General features: G+C 42.7%; 18 protein-coding genes, 1 tRNA gene and 1 pseudogene. 10 read left to right on the forward strand and 10 right to left on the reverse strand.

Going from position 1 to position 21,279, the window contains the following annotated elements; all coding sequences use genetic code 11:
* The first annotated feature begins 132 nt into the window (after positions 1-132).
* Together ERJ70_RS07605 and ERJ70_RS07610 are read left to right on the forward strand one after the other, a co-directional pair.
* Positions 133-1,344, forward strand: coding sequence for an NAD(P)/FAD-dependent oxidoreductase (locus tag ERJ70_RS07605; RefSeq protein WP_209368348.1), 1,212 nt, complete (start codon positions 133-135; stop codon positions 1,342-1,344).
* Between the two features lie 450 nt (positions 1,345-1,794).
* Positions 1,795-3,954, forward strand: coding sequence for a type IA DNA topoisomerase (locus tag ERJ70_RS07610; RefSeq protein WP_209368349.1), 2,160 nt, complete (start codon positions 1,795-1,797; stop codon positions 3,952-3,954).
* A 647-nt stretch (positions 3,955-4,601) separates the two neighbouring features.
* Here the strand turns inward: ERJ70_RS07610 and ERJ70_RS07615 are convergent.
* Entirely contained in the window at positions 4,602-5,291 is a 690-nt protein-coding gene (locus ERJ70_RS07615; protein ID WP_209368350.1) for a FadR/GntR family transcriptional regulator, read from the reverse strand.
* Positions 5,292-5,631: 340 nt separating this feature from the next.
* On the opposite strand from ERJ70_RS07615, the gene ERJ70_RS07620 reads away from it, so the two are divergent.
* The 3 genes from ERJ70_RS07620 (at position 5,632) to ERJ70_RS07630 (ending at position 8,889) form a co-directional block, all read left to right on the forward strand.
* Positions 5,632-6,810, forward strand: a complete 1,179-nt coding sequence (locus tag ERJ70_RS07620) for a trans-sulfuration enzyme family protein (RefSeq protein ID WP_209368351.1) — start codon at positions 5,632-5,634, stop codon at positions 6,808-6,810.
* Positions 6,811-6,829: 19 nt separating this feature from the next.
* Positions 6,830-8,305 carry a Na+/H+ antiporter NhaC gene (gene nhaC, locus ERJ70_RS07625; RefSeq protein WP_209368352.1) on the forward strand — a complete coding sequence of 492 codons (1,476 nt, stop codon included), beginning with the start codon at positions 6,830-6,832 and terminating at the stop codon, positions 8,303-8,305.
* 374 nt (positions 8,306-8,679) lie between these two features.
* A complete protein-coding gene (locus ERJ70_RS07630) occupies positions 8,680-8,889 on the forward strand; it encodes a thioredoxin family protein (RefSeq protein WP_209368353.1) in 210 nt (69 codons plus the stop codon).
* 41 nt (positions 8,890-8,930) lie between these two features.
* On the opposite strand, the gene ERJ70_RS07635 is transcribed toward ERJ70_RS07630, so the two are convergent.
* The 7 genes from ERJ70_RS07635 to ERJ70_RS07665 form a co-directional block, all read right to left on the reverse strand.
* Positions 8,931-9,539, reverse strand: coding sequence for a polysaccharide deacetylase family protein (locus ERJ70_RS07635; protein WP_209368354.1), 609 nt, complete (start codon positions 9,537-9,539; stop codon positions 8,931-8,933).
* 74 nt (positions 9,540-9,613) lie between these two features.
* A complete protein-coding gene (gene phnC / locus ERJ70_RS07640) occupies positions 9,614-10,381 on the reverse strand; it encodes a phosphonate ABC transporter ATP-binding protein (protein ID WP_209368355.1) in 768 nt (255 codons plus the stop codon).
* A gap of 13 nt (positions 10,382-10,394) precedes the next feature.
* On the reverse strand, positions 10,395-11,150 hold the full coding sequence (gene phnE / locus ERJ70_RS07645) for a phosphonate ABC transporter, permease protein PhnE (RefSeq protein WP_209368357.1): 756 nt from the start codon (positions 11,148-11,150) through the stop codon (positions 10,395-10,397).
* Between the two features lie 12 nt (positions 11,151-11,162).
* The gene (phnD, locus tag ERJ70_RS07650) at positions 11,163-12,071 is read right to left on the reverse strand and encodes a phosphate/phosphite/phosphonate ABC transporter substrate-binding protein (protein ID WP_209368359.1); all 909 of its coding nucleotides are present in this window, start codon (positions 12,069-12,071) and stop codon (positions 11,163-11,165) included.
* Between the two features lie 93 nt (positions 12,072-12,164).
* Positions 12,165-13,214, reverse strand: coding sequence for a selenide, water dikinase SelD (selD, locus tag ERJ70_RS07655; protein WP_209368361.1), 1,050 nt, complete (start codon positions 13,212-13,214; stop codon positions 12,165-12,167).
* Between the two features lie 65 nt (positions 13,215-13,279).
* Positions 13,280-14,272, reverse strand: coding sequence for a glycosyltransferase (locus ERJ70_RS07660; protein WP_209368363.1), 993 nt, complete (start codon positions 14,270-14,272; stop codon positions 13,280-13,282).
* A gap of 185 nt (positions 14,273-14,457) precedes the next feature.
* Positions 14,458-14,554: transfer RNA gene (locus tag ERJ70_RS07665), tRNA-Sec, on the reverse strand.
* Positions 14,555-14,702: 148 nt separating this feature from the next.
* Here ERJ70_RS07665 and ERJ70_RS07670 point away from each other — a divergent pair.
* The 5 genes and pseudogenes from ERJ70_RS07670 to ERJ70_RS07690 all read left to right on the forward strand — a co-directional run bounded on the left by ERJ70_RS07670 (position 14,703) and on the right by ERJ70_RS07690 (position 19,482).
* Positions 14,703-14,852 (forward strand): YfhD family protein, encoded by a 150-nt coding sequence (locus ERJ70_RS07670; protein ID WP_209368364.1) that lies wholly within the window; start codon positions 14,703-14,705, stop codon positions 14,850-14,852.
* A gap of 289 nt (positions 14,853-15,141) precedes the next feature.
* A complete protein-coding gene (gene selB, locus ERJ70_RS07675) occupies positions 15,142-17,046 on the forward strand; it encodes a selenocysteine-specific translation elongation factor (RefSeq protein WP_209368365.1) in 1,905 nt (634 codons plus the stop codon).
* 100 nt (positions 17,047-17,146) lie between these two features.
* Positions 17,147-17,335, forward strand: a pseudogene (locus ERJ70_RS20215) (Rdx family protein); the annotation flags it as partial.
* Positions 17,336-17,474: 139 nt separating this feature from the next.
* Entirely contained in the window at positions 17,475-18,890 is a 1,416-nt protein-coding gene (gene selA / locus ERJ70_RS07685; RefSeq protein WP_209368366.1) for an L-seryl-tRNA(Sec) selenium transferase, read from the forward strand.
* Positions 18,891-19,272: 382 nt separating this feature from the next.
* Entirely contained in the window at positions 19,273-19,482 is a 210-nt protein-coding gene (locus tag ERJ70_RS07690; RefSeq protein ID WP_209368367.1) for a hypothetical protein, read from the forward strand.
* A gap of 39 nt (positions 19,483-19,521) precedes the next feature.
* Here ERJ70_RS07690 and ERJ70_RS07695 read toward each other — a convergent pair whose 3' ends face one another.
* Together ERJ70_RS07695 and ERJ70_RS07700 are read right to left on the reverse strand one after the other, a co-directional pair.
* Positions 19,522-20,070, reverse strand: coding sequence for a GNAT family N-acetyltransferase (locus tag ERJ70_RS07695; protein ID WP_209368368.1), 549 nt, complete (start codon positions 20,068-20,070; stop codon positions 19,522-19,524).
* 317 nt (positions 20,071-20,387) lie between these two features.
* Positions 20,388-21,179 (reverse strand): DUF3298 and DUF4163 domain-containing protein, encoded by a 792-nt coding sequence (locus ERJ70_RS07700; RefSeq protein ID WP_209368369.1) that lies wholly within the window; start codon positions 21,177-21,179, stop codon positions 20,388-20,390.
* Positions 21,180-21,279 lie beyond the last annotated feature (100 nt).

Raw genomic sequence — 21,279 nt, forward strand, 5'->3', positions numbered from 1 at the left:
TTTCATCTTTCTACCGCCGAGGGTAAATAGAATCAATAGATTTGCCGGAAATGGTAGATTTCTCCTGCTTATAAGTGTATCTCTACGGAGGTATTGCACTTTTATATATAAGAGAAAGGTGTGGACATGAATATGAGCAACAAACCTAAAATTGTCGTTCTTGGCGCGGGTTATGCCGGGATGATGACAACGAAACGATTGACGCAAAAGCTAGGCCAAGAAGAAGCAGACATTATTCTGGTCAACAAGCATAATTATCATTATCAATCTACGTGGCTTCATGAAGTTGCGGCAGGCACGATTGATGTCAACAAAGTCCGTATGCTTATCAGTGATGTCATCGATACGAATCGTGTAAGACTTGTCTTTGATACAGTGCAGGAAGTGAAAAAGGATGAGCAGCGCGTCGTTCTGGAAAATGGCGAGCTGGAATATGATTATTTAGTGTTCTCGTTAGGATTTGAGAAGGCCTCTTTCGGTATTCCCGGAATGGAAGAAAACGCACTGTCGATTGAAAGTGTCGACAAAAGCCGCTTGATCAGCGAACATATTGAGCATCAATTTGCCCGGTATAGCAGCGGGGAAGAAACAAACGACGAGGCATTGAACATCGTTGTAGGCGGATCTGGGTTCACCGGTATCGAGTTTGTCGGAGAACTCGCAGAAAAGGTGCCGGAACTCTGCCGGAAATACGATATCGAGCGCAGTAAGGTACGTATCATCAATGTGGAGGCTGCCCCATCGATACTCCCTGGATTTGATGAAGAGCTGGTTGCTTATGCCCGTAAATCTTTGGAAGACCGTGGAGTAGAGTTCCGTATTGGCACGAAAATCCAGGAATGCAGAGAAGATGCATTTATCGTGGGTGACGACAACGAAGAGATCAAAGCAGGTACGATTGTCTGGACTGGCGGTGTACAAGGAAGCTCTATTCTGGATAAATCCGGTTTCGAAGTGTTCAAAGGTAAAGTAAATGTGAACGGCGACCTTCGTGTACCAGGCTATGACAATATCTTTATTCTCGGAGACTGTTCCTGGGTAATGGATAAAGAAAATGACCGTCCATATCCTCCGACTGCCCAACTTGCTATCCAGGAAGCTGACACTGCTTCTGACAACCTTACAGCATTGCTGCGTGGCGGCAAGCTGGAAGATTTCGTTTTTGATAATAAAGGAACGGTGGCTTCATTGGGCGGCAGCCATGCAATGGGAACCGTTTTCTCCGGATATAAGTTGTACGGTAAAACTGCCCGCGCCATGAAAAATGTCATTGATAACCGTTATCTATTCATGCTCGGCGGACCAAAGCTTGTCTTGAAAAAAGGGAAACTTCGTCCATTTTAATAACCAACCATCAAAACGCTCAGGGAGGGAAGTAGGTTGAAAAACACATTTCTTGTAACACTGCTTGCGGTCCTTTCTACGGTTGTCTATGCCGTAGTTTTGAGGAAACAGGAAGACAACAAACATTTTTGGTAATAAGCATAACCGGAATCCATTAGGGGTTCCGGTTTTTTTCTTTAGTCTCTTATCGCAGTCTTTGTTGTTTTTACTCTTTTGTTACCGAATCCTCACTTGGTCCAGAATTTTTGACTTGAAGACAATCGAAGAAAAAACGCTTGCACCTTCTTTACAAGAAGGAGTAGAGTAGATGCAAACATTCGTTCCCTAGATTAGTTATCCGTGTTATAATGGTGGAAGCCTTAGTTTGGGTTTACCTTCTCCTTTTATATTTCCTTCGTATGCTGTTCCGGACATAATTCTCCCCGAAAAAAGTAAAGATGGGTGATACACATGAAATTAATATTAGCTGAAAAGCCTTCTGTGGCAAAAAATATTGCAGATGCTTTAAATATAAAAACAAAACAGGATGGTTACTTTCAAGGTAATGGTTATTTGGTTACCTGGGCATTTGGTCACTTGTTGCAATTATTTGACGCAAAAGATTATGATCGTTCGATGACAAAATGGAAGATGGAAAATTTTCCATTCATACCGGAGAAGTTTCAATATAAAGTGAAAACGGATATCCGCAACCGCAACCGGGCAGATGGAGGGGCACAAAAACAGCTTCATGTGATTAAGCGCTTGATGAAGCGACCTGACGTAGAAGCAATTATCTCTGCGTGTGACTATGATCGGGAAGGCCAGTTAATTGGCGACAGCATCATCGACTATATCAATCCCAAGCAACCTGTCTATCGATTATTGATCAACGAGTGGACCCAAGAGGAAGTGCTTCGGGGACTGAAAACCATGCAACCGAATGAAAAGTTGCGCGCCTTGCAGGATGCCGGGATCAGCCGCCAATGGGCGGATTGGGTAATCGGTATCAATTTAACCTCTGTTGCTACCCTTAAATACCAGCAGGGAAGTGGAAAGGCACTTAATATCGGACGGGTTCTGCTGCCGACATTGAAGATCATTTATGACCGGGATAAAGAAATCAAATCATTCATTCCGGAAGATTATTTCAAGCTGACCGCGACATTTTCTACTAAATCCGGTGGAACGTTTCAAGGTGTTTACCAGGAAAATGAACAAGAAAAATTCAAACATAAGCAGCCACTTGAAGAAATCGCCGGTAAAATAGCCGATAAAAAAGCAACCATAATAGATAAACAGGTCGAGAAAAAGAAAGAGTTCCCTCCATTCCTTTTCAATCTGTCCAATTTACAAGGATATATGACAAATAGGTATAACGGATGGACATCGGACAAAGTACTAAAAGTTGCTCAATCACTTTATGAAAAGAAGTGGATCACTTATCCCCGTACAGCAAGTACGGCCCTGGATGAAAGCCTGGCAGGAAAAGCGGCAACGGTATTAAAAAAGTTGGCTGAAGATGTTCCGTATAAAGAAGAAATCCGTTTCTCGAAGTCAAAACGGGTCTTTAACAATGCTAAAGTGGAAAGTCATAGTGCAATTATGCCTACTTATGTAAAACCAAAGCGGCTCACTAAGGACCAGGAACTCGTCTACCAGGCAATAAAAAACAGATTCATTATGCAGTTTATGCCACTTGCAGAATATGAAGAAACAAGGCTTTTCACTAAAGTTGAAGAACTGGAATTACCAGGTTTGTTCTATTCGAAAGGCAGAGTCCAGTTAAAGGAAGGATGGAAGCAGGTAGAAAGTATTCAGTCAAAGGAAACGATCCTTCCTAACGTGGAACCTAAAGAAATGGTCGCAGTTAAGGGTAGCGATGTTTCTTCCCATGTAACCAAGCCCCCAAAACCTCATACTGAAAAAACATTGCTTCGATTAATGGAAACGTGCGGAAAGGTTTCGAAGGAAAAAGCTCTAGATCAGGAAGAGGAAGTTACAGAAGTACTATCAGGCTTTAGTATCGGTACTCCAGCAACAAGGGCTGAAACAATAAAAAAATTGAAAGATGTTGGGTATATTACGATGCAAAGAAAAAATCTGGTATGTACCGAGCTTGGAAACAGGCTTGTGGAGACTTTTCCGATTGATCGTTTATTCGACTTAGAATTTACTGGAAGATTAGAGAAATCACTTGCGGATATCGAAAAAGGCAAAGTGGATAAGGAGCGTTTTTTGGAAACCGTATTCTCCTTTACGAAACAATCCGTGGGCACGATTAAGCAGGAAGCGAAGGTTACGATAAATAAGGTTGAGCGGCAAAAAGGGACGAAAGAGGCACTCGGAAAATGTCCGGTATGTGGCAGCAAAGTCGTCGAAGGAAGTAAAGGATTTGGTTGCAGTAATTGGAAGAGTGGCTGTAAATTTGTCGTTTGGAAAAATGATAAATATTTAGCCTCAATGCGAAAACGGGCGACAAAAACGTTAGTAAAAGGATTGTTGAAAAATGGACGGGTATATGTGAAAGGATTGACTAGTAAAAAAGGCAAGAAGTTTAACGCCTATTTAAGCTATCAAAAAAATGCATCCAATGACTATTTCAGTTGGAAAATGGATTTCACCAAATAAATAGAAAAGTTTGTCAGATGTTATGACAATAATAAAGCAGGGATTCATGGCCTGTGTTATCTTTAACTTACAGAACATAACAGCTGACCAAATGGAAGCTTTGCCATCCACCACTTGGTTGATAGCTGCAGGTTTTGTACCCAAAGTTTGCGTCTCCCTCTTTTCTTTGCAAGGTGTCTGAATGATTGCCGCCAGTCCAACGGCAATCGCAAAAAAGCCAAACCGGCTCCCAAGCGGCCGGTTTGGCTTTTTGTTTTTACAGGAAATGATAAATTTAACTGTCTGGGGATCATTAGTGGCTGAAACAGCCACGTCCAGCTTCAGCGCCTCGAGGTCTTAAGCCCACCCTCGGTGTGGCAAAAAGCGCCACGCCGAGGTTGTTCTTAAGCTTGTCGGAGGCCCGAACGATGTGGGTCATGCAGGCGTTGCCACAGGACGTGGCGGCTTTAGCCTGTACTCCTTTAAACAGGCGCTTGCGCTTTTGTCCATTTAGGAGACATAAAAAAAAGATTAGCTAGAAATAGCACACCATGTTATGTGGTGTTGGTCAGCGGTCTGCCAAATAAATACAGTGAACTTCACGGTGCATCCGTTTAAAGCATAACAAGAAGAGAAATTTTATGGTGATCGGAAAGGGTGTATAGAAATCACTCTCGATATTTTTCAATGCTTGTTTTAACAGAATCCATCATCTTTTGGAAGGAATCTGCTGCAGCAACGGTGTTCCGCTGCTTGATTGCTTCTAGCAAAGCTACATGGAAAGGGTAGCTTTGATCAAAAATATCATCTTGACCGAAGGGTTCATTCCAGAACTGGTGGAAAGTGTCCCACACAGAATCAATAATACTGGTGAGCAGCTGATTGTTGGCGGCATCGTATAAAGCCTGATGAAATCCCGCGTCTGCACGGTTGGCTTGTTCGCGTTTTCCTTCCTCAATGTAACGCACATAGTCCGTTAAGTGTTGCTGCATGATGGTTATATCTTTCTCTGTTGCCTTATGGACAGCTAAATCAACCGCTTTTCCCTCTAAAGCCATTCGGACATCAAGCGCATCCAGTAAAAATTTCTTTTCGTTTTCTACATCGAAAGCTGTCCTGATATAAAAAGGTTTTGCGTCTTTTATAAATGTGCCTTTTCCATTTAATACTTCTAGGATGTCTTGTGATTCTAGTAATTGCAGTGCTTCCCGCAGTGTGGATCGTCCAATACCCAAAGCATTCATTAACTCGGTTGTAGCAGGAAGGCGATCTCCGGAAGTAAGGTTTTCCTTTTTAATATATTGTTTTATTTCATCGGCTACCATTTCGGATAGTCTTTTTTTCTTTACTGTTTTCATGTAAGCACCTCGCAAATCAACTAACCCTATTATAGCAAAAAAGTAAATAATTGATGAGTACAGCAAGCTGGAAAGAAACAATAAGGTATTTTGTTAGATATTCGACTTTTGACCAGTATTAGAAACTGCGTACTGCGATGTAGATGACTCCATCTGTGGATTACCACTTATTCTATAAAGGAGGGGGTAGCCGCATGAAAGTTGAGTTGCAGTTCCTTTCTCTGGTAGTCGTCAATCAATAATTATCAGAAAAATTAGACCTTTCATACAGGTGGATAGTATGATAGTATAAGCATACACGATATTTTAAGCAGAATCCTGCAAGAAAGAAGGATGAAAAATGTATTACAGCGATGAAGAAATTTGCACACAACTTGGGGAGTCTTTCAGTGACCATCATGGGGCTGTGTCACCTCCTGTTTACCAAACAAGCTTGTTTGCGTTCGATTCATTTGAAGCCTTCACCGAAGCACAGAAAAGAGAACGCGAAAATTACGTTTATACCAGGGGGCTCAATCCTACTACTGAAATACTGGAACAAAAGCTCGCATTACTGGAGAGGGGGGAGAAATGCAAGTGTTTTGCTTCGGGAATGGGTGCCATTAGCAGTATCTTTTTATCCCTGCTGCGAAGCGGAGATCACGTTTTATTTGTGAATAACATCTACGGACCGACAATTCAATTGTTGGACCACTTAAAACGCTTTTATATCGATCATAGTTCGGTAGGCAATAGTCTGGAGGAAATGGAAAAGGCGATCAAACCAACTACTAAGCTTATTTACGTAGAAAGTCCAGGAACGATGTTAATGAAGGTTGTAGATCTTCAGCAAGTTGCCCATATTGCCAAAAAGCATGGAATCATCACGGCAATAGACAATACGTGGTCCACGCCGATTTTCCAGAAACCTTTGCTGCATGGGTTTGATTTATCGGTCCATTCCTTGACGAAATATATCGGCGGTCATAGCGATGTCGTAGGCGGAGCGGTAATTGGAAAGGAAGAATTAATCGATACTATCTCAAAATATGGTTTTCAATTAAATGGAGCCGTTTTATCTCCCCACGATGCATCCTTGATTATCAGGGGACTGCGGACATTGCCGATCAGGCTAAGACAGCACCAACAACATTGCCTGAAGGTGATCGATTACCTGAAAGGTAAGGAGGAGGTACACCGTATTCACCACCCAAGTCTTCATTCTGAGGAAGACCGTGTTATCAACAAGCAAATGAAAGGTTTTTCGGGATTGTTAAGCTTTGAATTAAAGGATGCAGGATTTGAGCAAGTCGCCCGACTTATTAATCAGTTATCGGTTTTTAAAATCGGAGTAAGCTGGGGGGGGTTTGAAAGCCTGGTAAACGCACCGGTGAAAAAGGGGAACGAAAAAGAATTGAAGAAACAGGGATTGAGTCCAGGTTTGGTTCGTTTGTCGATTGGTCTCGAGGGAGCAGATTTACTGATTCAGGATTTAGAGCAAGCCTTCCAGGCCTTGAGCCGGGAAGTGGAAATCCAGTAGCTAAAAGGAGAGGGTAAAAATGAATGATGCAAAAATAAAACGGCCATCGATTGGGATGGCAATGATTCCAATAGGTCTGGCCGTAGCTATTTTCATTATTGGGATTGGGGTGTTGAAATACCAAGCAGAATTAATGTTGATTTTTGCTGGTGCCTTGTTTGCCTTATTCGCGACGTTTTATGGTCGGTCATGGGAAGAAATTTTGGTTGTAATGGGGGATAAAATCAAAAAAGCCTTGCCGGCCATTTTAATATTGTTCAGTATTGGGATGTTGATCGGTACCTGGATGATTTCTGGAACGATTCCGTTTTTTGTCTATTATGGACTGGAAATCATCAACCCTGCCCATCTTTACGTTATGGCTTTTCTGGTAACCGCCATCGTTTCGACTTGTGTAGGAACCTCCTGGGGCTCAGCTGGGACAATCGGGGTGGCGTTGATGAGCATTGCGCAAACCATGGATTTATCCATGGCTGTAACTGCAGGTGCGGTTGTTTCCGGTGCCTATTTCGGGGATAAATTATCCCCTCTATCCGATACAACCAACATGAGTTCACTCGCTGCTGGTTCCAATCTATACGAGCATATTCGTCATATGCTTTATACATCGTTACCTTCTTCCATCGTAGCGGTCATTGTATTCTTCATAATGGGTTTGCAAATCGATTCAGCTGCAGATCAGCTTGCCAATGTGGATGAAATGCTAAGCGGACTTGGACAATTATTCAATTTAAATCTTGTTGTTTTGCTCCCCGCTGTTATTGTAATCGCGGGCTCTCTTATGAAGAAATCCCCGTTGATAGTATTATTTGTTTCAGCTTTGACAGCGATGGTGGTGGCACTGATTTTTCAGCATGCCACTGTGAGTAATCTGATTACTTCGGCCGTAGAAGGATTTAACGTCGAGATGATCGCTTCTTCTGTAGCAGGAGCTGATGCCTCCGTCATTGGACAAGACATGCAGGATTTACTCAATAGGGGAGGGCTGTACTCTATGTATGGGGCAACGTTCTTTGTATTTTGCGCTTTTTTCTTTGCTTCTGCCTTGGAAGTTTCGCAAGCCCTAAATGTCGTATTGGAAAAGGTGATAACCTATTTACGTTCGGTGGGAAGTGTTGTAGCAGCTTCCCTGATCACAGGATTTGCTGTCATTAATTGTACTTCCAATGCATTGGTAACATATTTCTTGATTCAAGACATTTATGGAGACGTTTACAAAAAGAAAAAACTCCATCCGGTCAACCTGTCGCGTAGCATGGAAGATTCTGTTACGGTAACGGAAGCATTGATGCCTTGGACGGTTTCTGGGGTTTTTATGGCCACAACGTTAGGAGTAGGAAACTTTGAATTTCTGCCTTGGGCAATATTTAACCTCGGTGGCATCATATTCTCTGTATTATACGCTTTCCTTGCACCCTTGACAGGTGGTTTTGGAATTCGAAAACTGAAGGAGGAACCAGAAAGCGGTCAAGCTTCTTCTAAAACAGCGATTTAAATATATGTGCGGTGTGCGTCTCCCGACTTTTCAGCCAGATTATGTCGGCAATTCGTCAAATAAAGTATTGTTTTAAGCCTGTAGGAATGGCTTAGAAGGAAGGATAATGCCACTTAAGTACTTATCCATCCTGACAGCATGAAAAGCCCTCTCTGACAAAGAAGCACAAGGTTTTTGTTTTAGCAAAACAGTTTCGTGGAAAAATAAACGTGAAAGTGGTAATATCTAATTTGCCGTCTTCAAAGGCAAATCATGTGAAAAGGAGGGTAATCATGGCTGAAAAGATTACAGCGCAACAATTTAAAGAACTGACAAATACGATGGACAAGCCAATCATCCTCGAATTTGGAGCTGACTGGTGACCAGGCTGCCGTATGTTGAGGCCGGTGGTCTCAAGCGTTTCTGAGCAGCTTGATACTGTAAACTTCTACTATGTAGACGTAGATGAGTCAGCAGAATTGGCTGAACAGTTTGGGGTGCAAAGTATCCCGACATTGGTAAAAATAAAAGATGGCGGAGAAGAAGCGGATCGTTCTGTCGGCTTTATGCCAGAGGAGCAGGTCAAAGCCTTCGCTGAGTCATAAATGTAGAAGAAAGGTGCCACGTCTTGAAGACGGGGCACCTTTTAATTTTTGCCTGATTCCCTTAACAATTGAAACGTGTAACCTTCCTGTTTAATTGATTGGATCAGCGATGGAAGGACTTCAACTGTTTGTTCTAGCTCGTGCAGCAAAACAATGGACTTGTCCTGCAAATGATGAAGCGTATTGTCGACAATTTGCCGGGGGTTGTTTTTTAGCTCCCAGTCAATCGAGGCTATTTTCCAAAGTACTACAGTTAAGCCTAGCTTCTCTGCAGCGCGTTTTGTATTCTCGTCATATTGGCCAAAAGGAGGCCGGAAATACGTCACTTTTTGCCCGGTAATGGATTCAATGCTCTGGACACTGGCAGCCAGCTGTCGATATTGTGCCTTGTAATCTAACCTTGTCATGTCAGGGTGCGTAATCGTATGGGTGCCAATTTGGTGACCTTCCTGAATCAATCTTTTCCATGGTCTTTCCGGGTAGAGAAGTTTGGATTGCCAAAAAAACATAGCCGGAACGTTTTCGTGCTTTAATATATCAAGTATCTCGGACAGTACACTGCTTGGCCCATCATCAAAGCTGAGCATGATGGTTTTATCTTTCGATTCCGGAAGACTTGTGATGATTTGTTTATCCTTTGAGTCGTACACGACTCTTGATTGATCTGCAATTCATGGACTATATGCCAATTTTTTCCCTCCTCGGTTTTATATTTTCTGGCAGGTTATCGTTTCTTCGTTTTCCCACTTTCTTCTTGGGATTCATATGTGTCGAAATACTCCCGATCCGTAAACTCCTCCGGTTTTCCATCAAAAATGATTTTTCCTGCTTTTAATGCGACAATCCTGGTCGCATATCGTTTAGCCAATCCCACATCATGTACATTGATCATCGTCAGTAAATGACGCTTTCGATGCATTTGCTCAAGCAGGGAAAAAATATGGTTGGATGTCCCTGGATCGAGACTGGAAACCGGTTCGTCCCCCAGCATGATTTGCGGTTGTTGCAACAATGCCCTAGCAATACCGACGCGCTGTTTTTGTCCTCCACTTAATCGTTCGACACGCCGATCGGCCATGCTGGATAAATCAACATCTTCAATTACTTGTTTTGCCTGTTGTTTTTCTTGATCACTAAACCATCCGATAAGATTTTTAAAGTTGCTCCGATAGCCAAACGTACCGGTAAGTACATTTTGCATGACGCTTAGTCTGGGAATCAAATTAAAATGTTGAAAAATCATTCCCATCTGCCGACGAATTTTCCGTAATTGTTCCTCTGACATTTTCGACAGGGCTTGTCCATCCCAACGAACTTCCCCGTTTGTGGGTTCTTGCAGCCCGTTGATACACCGTATCATGGTAGACTTACCAGACCCGCTTTTTCCAAGAATGCAAACAAATTCGCCCTGCTCAAATGTTAAAGTTACCTTTGACAATGCATCCTGTTCACTGCCTGGATAACGGACAGACACTTCCTTTAATTCCAGCATTTGTCGCACCTCCTTATATGACCCGATTTCTGACAAAGCTGCCTAATACATCGACAATGACGACGATCACCATAATAATCAATACATCAAGCGAAACAGAGGAGTATTGAAAGGTTTTGAAGTCATTGAATAAACGCTGGCCGATTCCTCCGCCACCGATGAAACCGAGAACAAGTGAGGTCCGGATTGCCACTTCAAGTCGATAAAAATAGTGTGATAGCACATTCGGCCAGATTTGCGGAAGGATACTGAACAAATGGGCAAACCAATTTTTTGATCCGACAGCTTTCATTGCTTCCTGCGGTCCCGGGTCTGAGGCTTCTACTAATTCGGAAATCAACTTGCCCAGAACGCCGATATTATGAAAAGCTATCGCGAGAACAGCCGGAAAAGGGCCGAGTCCTAAAGCTGTCAGCAAAATCAGACCAAACACGATTTCCGGAATGGAACGCATGAAACTCAAGGCAAATCGTGACAAATGGTAAACCGGCTTGGAAGGGGAGGTGTTCCAGGCAGCAATAAAGCTGATTGGAAGGCCGAAAAACAACCCGATAAAACTACCCAAAAAGGCCATCCCCACTGTTTCCAAGCTATCATTGACCATACCAGGGAATTTAGAAGTATCCATAGGAAACCACTGTGCCAAAAAATCGATCATATTACGAAAATCACGAAATTTCGACAGGTCAAATTCGGTCAGCCGCATGCTGATATATAAGAGTAGACAAAGGATAAGCAATGTCACTAGATTTTTTCGTTTAAACCACATTGAAAATCAGCTCTATTCTTCAATAACGCCTTGTTTGATAGCTGCATCACGGATGCTCTCATAATCTTCGTTTGTCGCTGTTGTAAAACCAGTTGCCCCAAAGGCATTAAGGATTTCTTCATCTTCTATTTCCTGGAAAGTTTCCTGCAATGTAGCAATGGTTTCTTCATCCGTATCTTGATGTACAGCCCAAGGATATTGGAATAACTCTTCCGATTGCCAGATTGTTTTTATTTGATCGCCATCTACTTTACCTGATTCGACTAATTGATTATAGATAGCACTGTCAATTGCTCCGGCGTCGACTTGTTTGTTTTGCACGGCCAATGCTGTCGCGTCGTGTGAACCAGTGAAACGGACAGAATTAAAGGAATGCTCGTCTTCCGATTGATAAACACCTTGATCTTGAAGCTCTATTTCTGGTATCAAGGCACCTGAAGTAGAATTAGGATCACCAAAAGCAAAGTCGATTTCTTCCGGATCTGCAAGTAACTCTTCTAAAGACTCCCAGGGATTATCATTGTGCGTAATGATATAGGAATGATAGTAAGGTTCACCATCTATAAGTTGAGTAATGATTGCCTTTGCGCCGCTTTTCTCATGAGCGACTACATATGTCAGCGGGCCGAAATAAGCCATGTCAATTTTGTCGTAATTCATTGCTTCTACGACACCGTTATAGTCAGGATAAACATCGACCTTTACGTTCTTTTCCATGGCTTCGTCTAATATGGATTGAAGTTTATCCATCGCCTCTTGCATTTCGCCTTCTGTCTGTGCAGGTATCACTCCGATAGTGAACGTGTCCTCTGCATTGTCATTCTTTTGTTCATTAGCACTATCATTATCCTGTTTATCCCCGCAAGCAGAGAGAAGTACAGACACACTCAACATGATTGCTAAGTAAATCCATTTTTTCATCTTATCACCTCATAATTTCATTTACCGGCTTTTGTTATTGTATTCAAGAAGAAAAAGGACTCTCTTGAGCCCTTTTCCCTAGAAACAGAAGGTTTATACCACAGAAATACGTCCACAGTTTTCGCTGGTGACGTCACCGATTATTGCTGACGGAACATCGCTGTTTTGCAGTTTTTGTTGTAATTCGTCAGCTTCGGCTGCTGGCACTGAAATCAGCAATCCGCCGGATGTGACAGCATCACACAGGATCAATTGATCAAGCTTACTTATTTGATCACTGTAATCAATGCATTCGGCCAACCATTTATGGTTCTTTTTTGAACCTCCAGGGATGACATTCTTTTCCGCCAGCTCTTTTGTTCGGGAAAGAAGCGGTACTTTATCGTAATGAATCGTGATGCCGACATCGCTGCCCTCAGCTATCTCCCTTGTATGGCCCAGCAACCCGAATCCGGTGACATCCGTGCATGCATGGACGGTATGGTTCTCCATCGCTTCGGCTGCATATTTATTTAAAGCAGCCATCACTTCCATCACTTCATCAGTTGTTTGTTCGTCCAGCAAGCCGTTTTTGATGGCAGTTGTTAAAATCCCGACCCCGATCGGTTTGGTGAGAATAAGCTTGTCACCTGGTCTTGCGCCGACATTTGCCCGGATTTTGTCCGGATGAACGGTGCCGGTGACCGATAACCCAAACTTAGGTTCCTGATCATCGATAGAATGGCCTCCGACCAATACGGCCCCGGATTCATTCACTTTATCAGATGAACCGGCAAGAATATCAGCGAGAATGCTTTTATCCAAATCATTGATCGGAAAGCCGACAATGTTCATTACCGTAATCGGCTTGCCACCCATTGCGTAAACGTCGCTCAATGCGTTTGCGGCTGCAATTTGTCCAAACATATAGGGATCATCCACAATGGGAGTAAAATAATCCAAAGTCTGAACGAGGGCAGTTTCATCATTGATTTTATAAACACCTGCATCATCTGACGTTTCTAAACCGACGAGCAGATTTGGATCTGGTACGGATTTTGGTAAGTGACGCAGCACCTGCGTCAGGTCCTCAGGACCGATTTTGCATCCTCAGCCACCTTTGCTGGATAAAGAAGTTAATTTAACTATTTCTTCTTTAGACATTTTCCCACACTCCTTTAATTCCTTAAGAATTGATCTGCTGCCTTCTGAATATTCCAATGCACCCATTACGTAAGCCGTTTATAAATATCCAGTAGATTTTTAGCCTCTTGTTGACTGGAATGGTTTTCCGAAATATAGCGGGCAGCAGCCTGTCCTATGGACTGTCTTAAATGGTTATTATTCATGATTTTTTCCGCATAAGCAAGAAATTCGTTTTCGTTCTGGTAAATAAACCCATTCTCTCCATGGGAGACAATACTACGATTCCCTTGGTTATCCGAAACTAAAACAGGTATTCCGGCAGCCATTGCTTCCAATATTGCCGAGGGCTGTCCTTCCGCGAGCGATGTATTTAGCAGAACATCGGCTGACCGATAAATGCTTCCCATTTTTTCATGATCTATTTGGCCAAGATAGCTGACCCAATGGTTGTTTTCGGCGACCAATTGTTCCACTGCATTTCCTTCTTCTTCTTCCAGAATTGGGCCAACCAATGCCAAGCGAATAGTTGGGTAATCGGTGTGCAGCTTTTTCATCATTTGGATGGCTGCCGGTACATTTTTAACTTTTCTTATACCTGCTGGTAGAACAAACAGGGTGGTACCTGGTTCTTTTTCATACTTATCATCAGGACTTGGAAATTCATCTGTGCCTTGGGGAATCACATGGATTTTTCCAGTGATTCCAGGGATTTCTTTCAACAGGGTGGACCGTGCTTCCTCATTAAATACATGAATGGCACGAGCTCTTGTTAGTGAAGCAATCGTATCAGCTCTGGTCGTGTCCTCATATAAATAATAGCTTAAGTCCGTACCGGTGATGGTGATCATATATGTTGTCGGTTTTTTTCGAAGCTGCTTCAAAAACTGATAAAACCGATAGGCATGAAAACCGTGTACCAAATCTGCATCAGGTAAATCTTTTTGTTGATTTTCAGACGTGATCGATACGATTTCCGTTTGTATGTTCAATTTAAGCAACGCCTTCGATATCCGCTGGACTGTAACGGTGTTTCCGCGTTGTTGATGATAATTTGGTGTTGCGAGTATTACCTTCATCGTACACATCCTTTTATAAATACTTATATTGGCGATAAAGAATTGAAAAATTGTTCATAAGCCACCATGCTAAGGCAAGCTATAAGCTGATGGAAAATGGATGTATGAGCTTACTTTACCCGGAAGAGCAAATAATAAGCCGCAATTCTTTTAAGTTGAATTGCGGCCGTACTTTCCTTATGTATTGGCGGGACTGTGTGGGAATCGAACCCACCGGAGACGGCACGCGCCTCCCTCAGGGTTTTGAAGACCCAGGGGGACACCAGTCACCCATCCAGCCCCATCAGTCATTATCGCCAAGCCTCACCCAGTTTATAATGATTTTCCCGCAGGTGCAAGTACAAAGTCTCAGTAGTTTTTACCAGCGTACATTGGAATGAGGAGACAGACAAATACTATGCTGGAAACTGTTTGAAAAGAGGTGGAAAGAATGGGCAGAGATGAACATCATCATTCAAGAGGGAAAAACAAAGTGAAATTACCTCAAACACCAGCATATGAAAAAGACCGGACCGGCGTCGATATCGAAATGTCAAAAAACCCCCGTGTTCAGTTCGGCATAAACGAAGAAGACAAATAACCCTTCAGACCTGAGGGGTCAGTCCCCCTACACCCAATTTACGCACTATTTATTAGGAAATGCGGGGTAGGGGGACTGACCCTGAAAGTATTGGACGTGCACACAAACGTTGGGACAGCAAGGTTTTCAGTGCTGCGCCGAGTAGCCCGCATGGTTATCAGTCGCGAATAAGGGACTGACCCTCCTAGGTTTTCTGTCCCTCCTAGTTTTTGATTCTTCCTGCTTGAATCACGGACTCTAGATGATTAAAGTAAGAAGTACGATGACAGAATGAAAGAGGGTGGGGAGGATGGACGAGACTTACTATACAATCGGGATGGCTGGTCACATTGACCATGGCAAAACGACCTTGACCAAAGCGCTGACCAATGTTGATACGGACCGGCTGAAAGAAGAAAAAGAGCGGAGTATCTCGATTGAAGCGGGATATGCCCCTTTACATACAGAGGATGGTACGCACGTATCCATTGTTGACGTTCCAGGCCACGAACGGTTTATCCGCCAAATGATAGCTGGTGTTGCAGGCATCGATTTGGTAGTACTGGTAGTCGCTGCTGATGAAGGAGTGATGCCGCAGACAAAGGAGCATTTGGAAATCCTTCAATTTCTCGGCATTAAAAGGTGTTTGGTGGCTGTAACCAAAATCGACCGGGTTGACGAAGAACTTCAGGAGTTTGTCGGAAGTGATATAAAAGAAGCATTGTCGGGCACGATTTTCTCGGAAGCTGAAATGGTGTTTGTAGACAGTGTGTCAGGGAAAGGAGTGGAAGAGCTTCGATCGGCTATTTTTTCCGCTTTGAAACAAGTAGAATTCAGGGACCGGTTTGGCTCATTCCGTCTGCCGATCGATCAGGTTTTCACTGTACAGGGGCAAGGTACGATCGTTAGAGGAACCATCTATGAAGGTGTGATACGCCAAGGCAGTTCATTAACGGTGTTGCCTGCAGGAAAAAAAGTTCGGGCACGTAATATTCAGGTACATCATGAAAATGTACAGGAAGCAAGAGCAGGACAGCGGACTGCAGTAAATATTACAGGCGCGGACCGTGAGCAAATCAACAGAGGAGATGTTCTAGTTGCTTCCAACCATTTCTTGGTAAGTAAGACGATTGATGTGGCGGTCCGTTTAGTGGATGACATGGAGCATCCGATAAAACAGAGGGCTCCCATCAAATTACATATTGGAACATCTGAGGTGATGGGGAAAATAGTGTTTTTCGATCGGAATGAAGCACAAACAGCACAGGATGAGATACTTTGTCAACTGCGATTGGAAGAGGAAGTTGTCGTGCGTCGGGGGGATCGCTTCATTATCCGCAGGCCTACCCCAGTGGAAACGATCGGTGGAGGCTGGGTAATCGATCCGAAAGGTGAAAAATACCGGTTTGGTACAGAAACGACCAATATGCTGGAACAGAAAAAGGTAGGTACACCAGAGGATTTGATTGCCGCAGCACTAAACGAACATACCCTCTTGAATGAACAGCAAATTATTCAGAATACTTCTTTAGATAATGCTGTCGTTATGGCGGCCTTAAACAGTGGTATTCAATCGAAACGGTTTATCCCAGCCGGAAAAAAGTTCGTTTTAACGAGTACTTTTGAGAAAGGGAAAAAGACCATAGAAGAATTCGTGGTAAACTATCAACTGCAGCATCCGATGCGGCCTGGAGTTAACAAAGCGGAGTTACGCCAAAGTTTTCTGGACACCTTTCCAAGACCGTTTATCGATTTTGTTATAACTGAAATGCTGGAGCAAGGGATAGTAAAGCAACAGGAACAGTATTTGTCGACCGCTGATTTTCGACAGCACTTGCCCCCGCGTTGGAAAGCGAGATTGGAAGAAATTATTGACCAGCTTAAAGAGGATGGGCTGCAAGTCAGGAAATGGGAAGAATACTTTGTTGGTACTCCTCTTCCTGAAGCGATCGCTGGTGAATTGAAAAGTTTTTTGCTACAGACCGGACAGGCTTATGCACTTACTGATGATATGATTATTGATCAGCAAGTGTTCTTAGAAGCCGTTAAAAAGCTGAGAAAGATGACGAATGAAACGTTTGGACTGCAAGATGTGAAGGGTGCGTGGGATGTTTCAAGAAAATATATGATTCCGCTGCTCGAATTGCTTGATCAATGGGGTTGGACCACTCGGGAAGAAGGCAACCGGCGCTGGCTGCACTCGGAAAACGGATGAGACAGTTTTGTCCTGAGTTGTAAATGATAAAGAAAAAGGAGGAGAAAATATGAAATACGAGGTAACGATTACATTCTGCATGCAGTGAAATTATGCACCAAAAGCCGCAAGTTTTGCGGAACAGTTATTTACTCACTATCGTTCTACGATTACATCCCTGTTAATGATACCAAGTTCTCGGGGAGCGTTTGAAATCTCTGTGAACGGTAAGTTGCTGCATTCGAAATTGGATACAGGAATTTATCCTGAACTGGATGCAGTAATTGCTGAAATGGATAGGTTAAATTAAGTTAAAGGAGCCAGCAACAATGTGGCTCTTTTTCTAGTTAAAACATGGAATTCGTCGTAATCGAATTAATGGGTTTAAGAGCCGTTTTCAGGCTATAATGGGAATAGAATACATGTTAGGCATAATGGAGGAAGATGATATGAAGCATTTGCTGCGAGAACTGCCGCCGGTTCATGAATTTCAGCAGCATTCGAAATTCCAAGACCTTACCGCTCAATCCGGATTCCCGGAAGAGGAAGTCACTAGCACCATAAAAGCTGAATTGGCCGAATTGCGCAAGGCGTTACTGGACGGTATCAATCCGCTCGAAGAGACCGCTGGCCATAGTTTCACAGAATACATATGGCAAAACACTGAAAAGCGTTTACAGCGCTTTGAACAGGACAGGCTCCGTCCGGTAATCAATGCTACTGGAACCGTCTTGCATACGAATCTCGGCAGAGCACGTCTTAGTCCGGAAGCAATCGACCATGTAAAGCAGGTGGCAGCCAACTTTTCCAATCTGGAGTATGCCATTGAAGCCGGCAAAAGGGGGTCACGCCATGATATTCTCGAGGATTTACTCGTGAAGCTGACGGGAGCGGAGGCAGCCATGGTCGTAAACAACAATGCGGCTGCAGTCTTTCTCGTACTGCGGGCGTTAGCAAAAGAGAAAAATGTCATTGTTTCCCGCGGACAGTTAGTCGAAATAGGAGGATCGTTCCGTGTCTCGTCCATCATGGAAGAAAGCGGAGCGAATTTGGTGGAAGTCGGTACGACGAATAAAACGCATTTATATGACTATCAGAAGGCTGTAGATGAAGAAACGGGAATGATTTTAAAGGTTCACACAAGCAATTTTAAAACAGTTGGTTTTACAGATTCCGTGAGTACCAAAGAGTTGGCGGAATGGAAGAGCCAATACCCGGATCTCATTTTTTACGAGGATTTAGGGAGCGGTGCACTATATGATTTTAGAGCAGAGGGAATCGGTGACGAGCCAATTATAAAAGAGGTCATCAAGGAAGGTGCGGATTTAGTATCTTTCAGCGGGGATAAGCTGTTGGGTGGACCACAAGCAGGAATCATAGCCGGAAAGCGGGAATTGATTCAACGGTTAAAAAAACATCAGCTTGCACGGGTTCTTCGTGTTGATAAGATGACGTTTGCTGGATTGGAAAAAACGTTGATGGCTTATATATCCGGAACTGCAGCACAACAATTGCCAACTGTCCGGGATATTGTCAAAAGGCTGGAAACAATCAAAGAACAAGCGGAAACGATGATCGAACGGCTGGAAGCCGAACTTCCACAACTTGAGTTTGAAATGATAGAAGACACATCGCAAATCGGCGGAGGTACGATGCCTGCTGTAGAACTACCAACCTATGTGGTAGCGATTACTAGTACAATCTCTTCCGCGCAACACTTAGCAGACACCTTACGGTTGGGAACGCCGGCCATTATTACAAGAATAAAGGAAGAAAAAGTGATGCTTGATTTTCGTACGATCGCACAGGAAGAGATGGAAGGCTTATATGAACAGCTACTCCATTTATTGAAGGAGAAAAAGTGATGACAGGAGGAAAACATATGAACAAAAAAATCACCGTTTTTTCAGATTTTTTATGAGCTTTTTGCTTCATCGGGAAAATCCCGTTCAGTTGCTGAATAAATAGTAAAACAACTTTCTTATTCGACTGCTTGTTGAGAAACCTTGCGTTTTCTGCAAGCTTTTGTTGAAAAAGCAAGAGAGATTAGGCATAGACAAAACTTGTTCGACCTGTTTCTTTCCTTCTCAACATTCAGGCGCGGCAATTGTGAAAGGTTTCGAGCGGTGCAAATCCTTCTATTCTTTAACTTTTTATAGGAAAAATGCAGGAATATCCGGACTGGTATGGAATATATATGACTGGGATTCAATTTATACAGCAGATAATAGAAAAGCAGGTGGAAAGATGGCATATATAATCGAAACAATGACATTCCCAGTCGACAACTTTTTAGGAATGCTTCTGTATGCAGTATTGTTTATGGCAGGGGCAGCCTTGCTTATAGGAATTCCCATGCACTACATTCCATATCATATTCCATATGCCGTTAAAAATGCTGCAATCGGAACAGCAGTTTTTATCGGTATTTTAATTTGGTGGCTGCTTATATTTTAAGATGGACTGTTTCTTTGAAAACAATTTCCTATCAAGTAGTTATATTTTTTGTTTCCATTCAGGTTGTAATAAAGAAAAAATCAACGCATCATGGGATTGCTTATGCTGGTATAAATATCCTCTTAAAGTGCCCTCCTCCATAAAACCTAATTTACGCAGTAACTGATTGGAAGCATGATTTTGGGGGAAAGTAACCGCGCCAAGCCGGTATAACCCGAGCTTTTCAAAACTGTATTGCATGATTTTGTTGATTGCTTCGGTAGTATAGCCCATCCTCCAAAAATCTGGATTTATTTCATAACCAATCTCAGCTTTTTTGCTATAGGTACTTAAGTTATTCAGTCCTGCAGTCCCGATAAAACGGTTACTATCCTTTACAATCAATCCCCAGCGAATGCCCCTTCCGCTTTTATAGGTTTCATGAAGCGAGTATATCATTTCCTCTGCTTGTTCCATGTTAACCAGGCTGTTCATCCCATAATACCTAGTCACTTGATCATTGGACATGATGTCAAAAAAACTAGAGGCATGTTGCTTTTTTATTTCCACTAAATGCAGTCGCTCAGTTTCTAACTCCGGGAAAATCATATTTCAACCCACCAATCTTAACAAGATTTCTAAATGGATAAAGTTGTTTTCAATGGTATCCTAACTCATTAAAAAGTTCAATTACCATCTGAATTCTATAGACGAATCTGCAAATTCTATAGAATTATAAGTGCTTTCAAACTGATATATATCAAATGGGAAAGTTAATATAACAATGAGGGGAGACGAGAGGTACACGTGTGGCTATTCTTTTGTTCACTGGAACGTCGAATGGCCAGGAAGTTGTAAAAAATCACTCCTAATTAAAAAAGGAAAAAACCAGTATATCTGCTCCGGTTTTTTCCTTTTTTAATGGGTTACTCGGATTTCGCGAGGTTTTGATATTGTTCTTGTAATTGTTCCTGCAAGGTCGATAGGGGAATGTGAAAGGCAGGTTCTCCCATATAACCCGGTGCAATCTCGTATTGGCCAAAAGCGATGACCAAATCCCCGTCTTCTATATAGAAAGATTGGTCCTCTGAGATACTTTGAAAGGCACTTGCTCCTGTAAAGAGATCATCGGGGTGAAAATAGCTTCCCTCCTCTGCGTTTTCCTGCTCTTTGATTTGTCGATGGATCTCCTGGTTGATGATGTCCTGATAGTTACTGTTTTCTTTGAAAAGACCTGTAAGAACTAACTTGTGATTGGTTTTTAAGTCAATATTATAGTAATCGGTTTCTGTAATCCCGTGCGCACCTCCTGTATAGGAATAAGTAGTTACCGTAAAGGACAAGACTTGATCCGTATTTTTAAGATTGTAATCAATCTTCAGTTCATAGGGATTAAATGGCCGGTTTTCCTGTTCGGCGTTATTCTGACCCTGTTTTGCCTGGACGATGATTTCTTTCTTCGCTTCCAAGGCTAGTTTTTTGATGTGACTATTTAGTCTTTTTTCAAATTTACGGTCGGACAAACCGTTTACGACAGGTATAGTTAAATCAATGGAAACGAAATCGGTTTTTTCCTGGATGACTTTGGAACCGATGATAATACTCCCGCTGTCGGACTGATCGCTTACTGGCTCTACAGAAAGTGCCTCGGCTGGTTGTGGAACTGCGGAATGCCAGCAAAAAAATGCAGCAGAAAGTAGGATCCAAGCTTTCTTCATATACTGTTACCTCCTGTTTTTTTGATTAGCTTGCCATATTTTATGAAAATACATGCTTTAAACAGAAAAATTGGCAGGAGGATTTTCAGTAAAAAGCGAA

The sequence above is a fragment of the Sediminibacillus dalangtanensis genome, from assembly GCF_017792025.1.
Lineage (GTDB): Bacteria > Bacillota > Bacilli > Bacillales > Amphibacillaceae > Sediminibacillus > Sediminibacillus dalangtanensis.

Coding starts and splice junctions, on each gene's coding strand:
- ERJ70_RS07605 (WP_209368348.1), top strand. CDS start 133: ATGAGCAACAAACCTAAAATTGTCGTTCTTGGCGCGGGTTATGCCGGG.
- ERJ70_RS07610 (WP_209368349.1), top strand. CDS start 1,795: ATGAAATTAATATTAGCTGAAAAGCCTTCTGTGGCAAAAAATATTGCA.
- ERJ70_RS07615 (WP_209368350.1), bottom strand. CDS start 5,291: ATGAAAACAGTAAAGAAAAAAAGACTATCCGAAATGGTAGCCGATGAA.
- ERJ70_RS07620 (WP_209368351.1), top strand. CDS start 5,632: ATGTATTACAGCGATGAAGAAATTTGCACACAACTTGGGGAGTCTTTC.
- nhaC (WP_209368352.1), top strand. CDS start 6,830: ATGAATGATGCAAAAATAAAACGGCCATCGATTGGGATGGCAATGATT.
- ERJ70_RS07630 (WP_209368353.1), top strand. CDS start 8,680: ATGTTGAGGCCGGTGGTCTCAAGCGTTTCTGAGCAGCTTGATACTGTA.
- phnC (WP_209368355.1), bottom strand. CDS start 10,381: ATGCTGGAATTAAAGGAAGTGTCTGTCCGTTATCCAGGCAGTGAACAG.
- phnE (WP_209368357.1), bottom strand. CDS start 11,150: ATGTGGTTTAAACGAAAAAATCTAGTGACATTGCTTATCCTTTGTCTA.
- phnD (WP_209368359.1), bottom strand. CDS start 12,071: ATGAAAAAATGGATTTACTTAGCAATCATGTTGAGTGTGTCTGTACTT.
- ERJ70_RS07660 (WP_209368363.1), bottom strand. CDS start 14,272: ATGAAGGTAATACTCGCAACACCAAATTATCATCAACAACGCGGAAAC.
- ERJ70_RS07670 (WP_209368364.1), top strand. CDS start 14,703: ATGGGCAGAGATGAACATCATCATTCAAGAGGGAAAAACAAAGTGAAA.
- selB (WP_209368365.1), top strand. CDS start 15,142: ATGGACGAGACTTACTATACAATCGGGATGGCTGGTCACATTGACCAT.
- selA (WP_209368366.1), top strand. CDS start 17,475: ATGAAGCATTTGCTGCGAGAACTGCCGCCGGTTCATGAATTTCAGCAG.
- ERJ70_RS07690 (WP_209368367.1), top strand. CDS start 19,273: ATGGCATATATAATCGAAACAATGACATTCCCAGTCGACAACTTTTTA.
- ERJ70_RS07695 (WP_209368368.1), bottom strand. CDS start 20,070: ATGATTTTCCCGGAGTTAGAAACTGAGCGACTGCATTTAGTGGAAATA.
- ERJ70_RS07700 (WP_209368369.1), bottom strand. CDS start 21,179: ATGAAGAAAGCTTGGATCCTACTTTCTGCTGCATTTTTTTGCTGGCAT.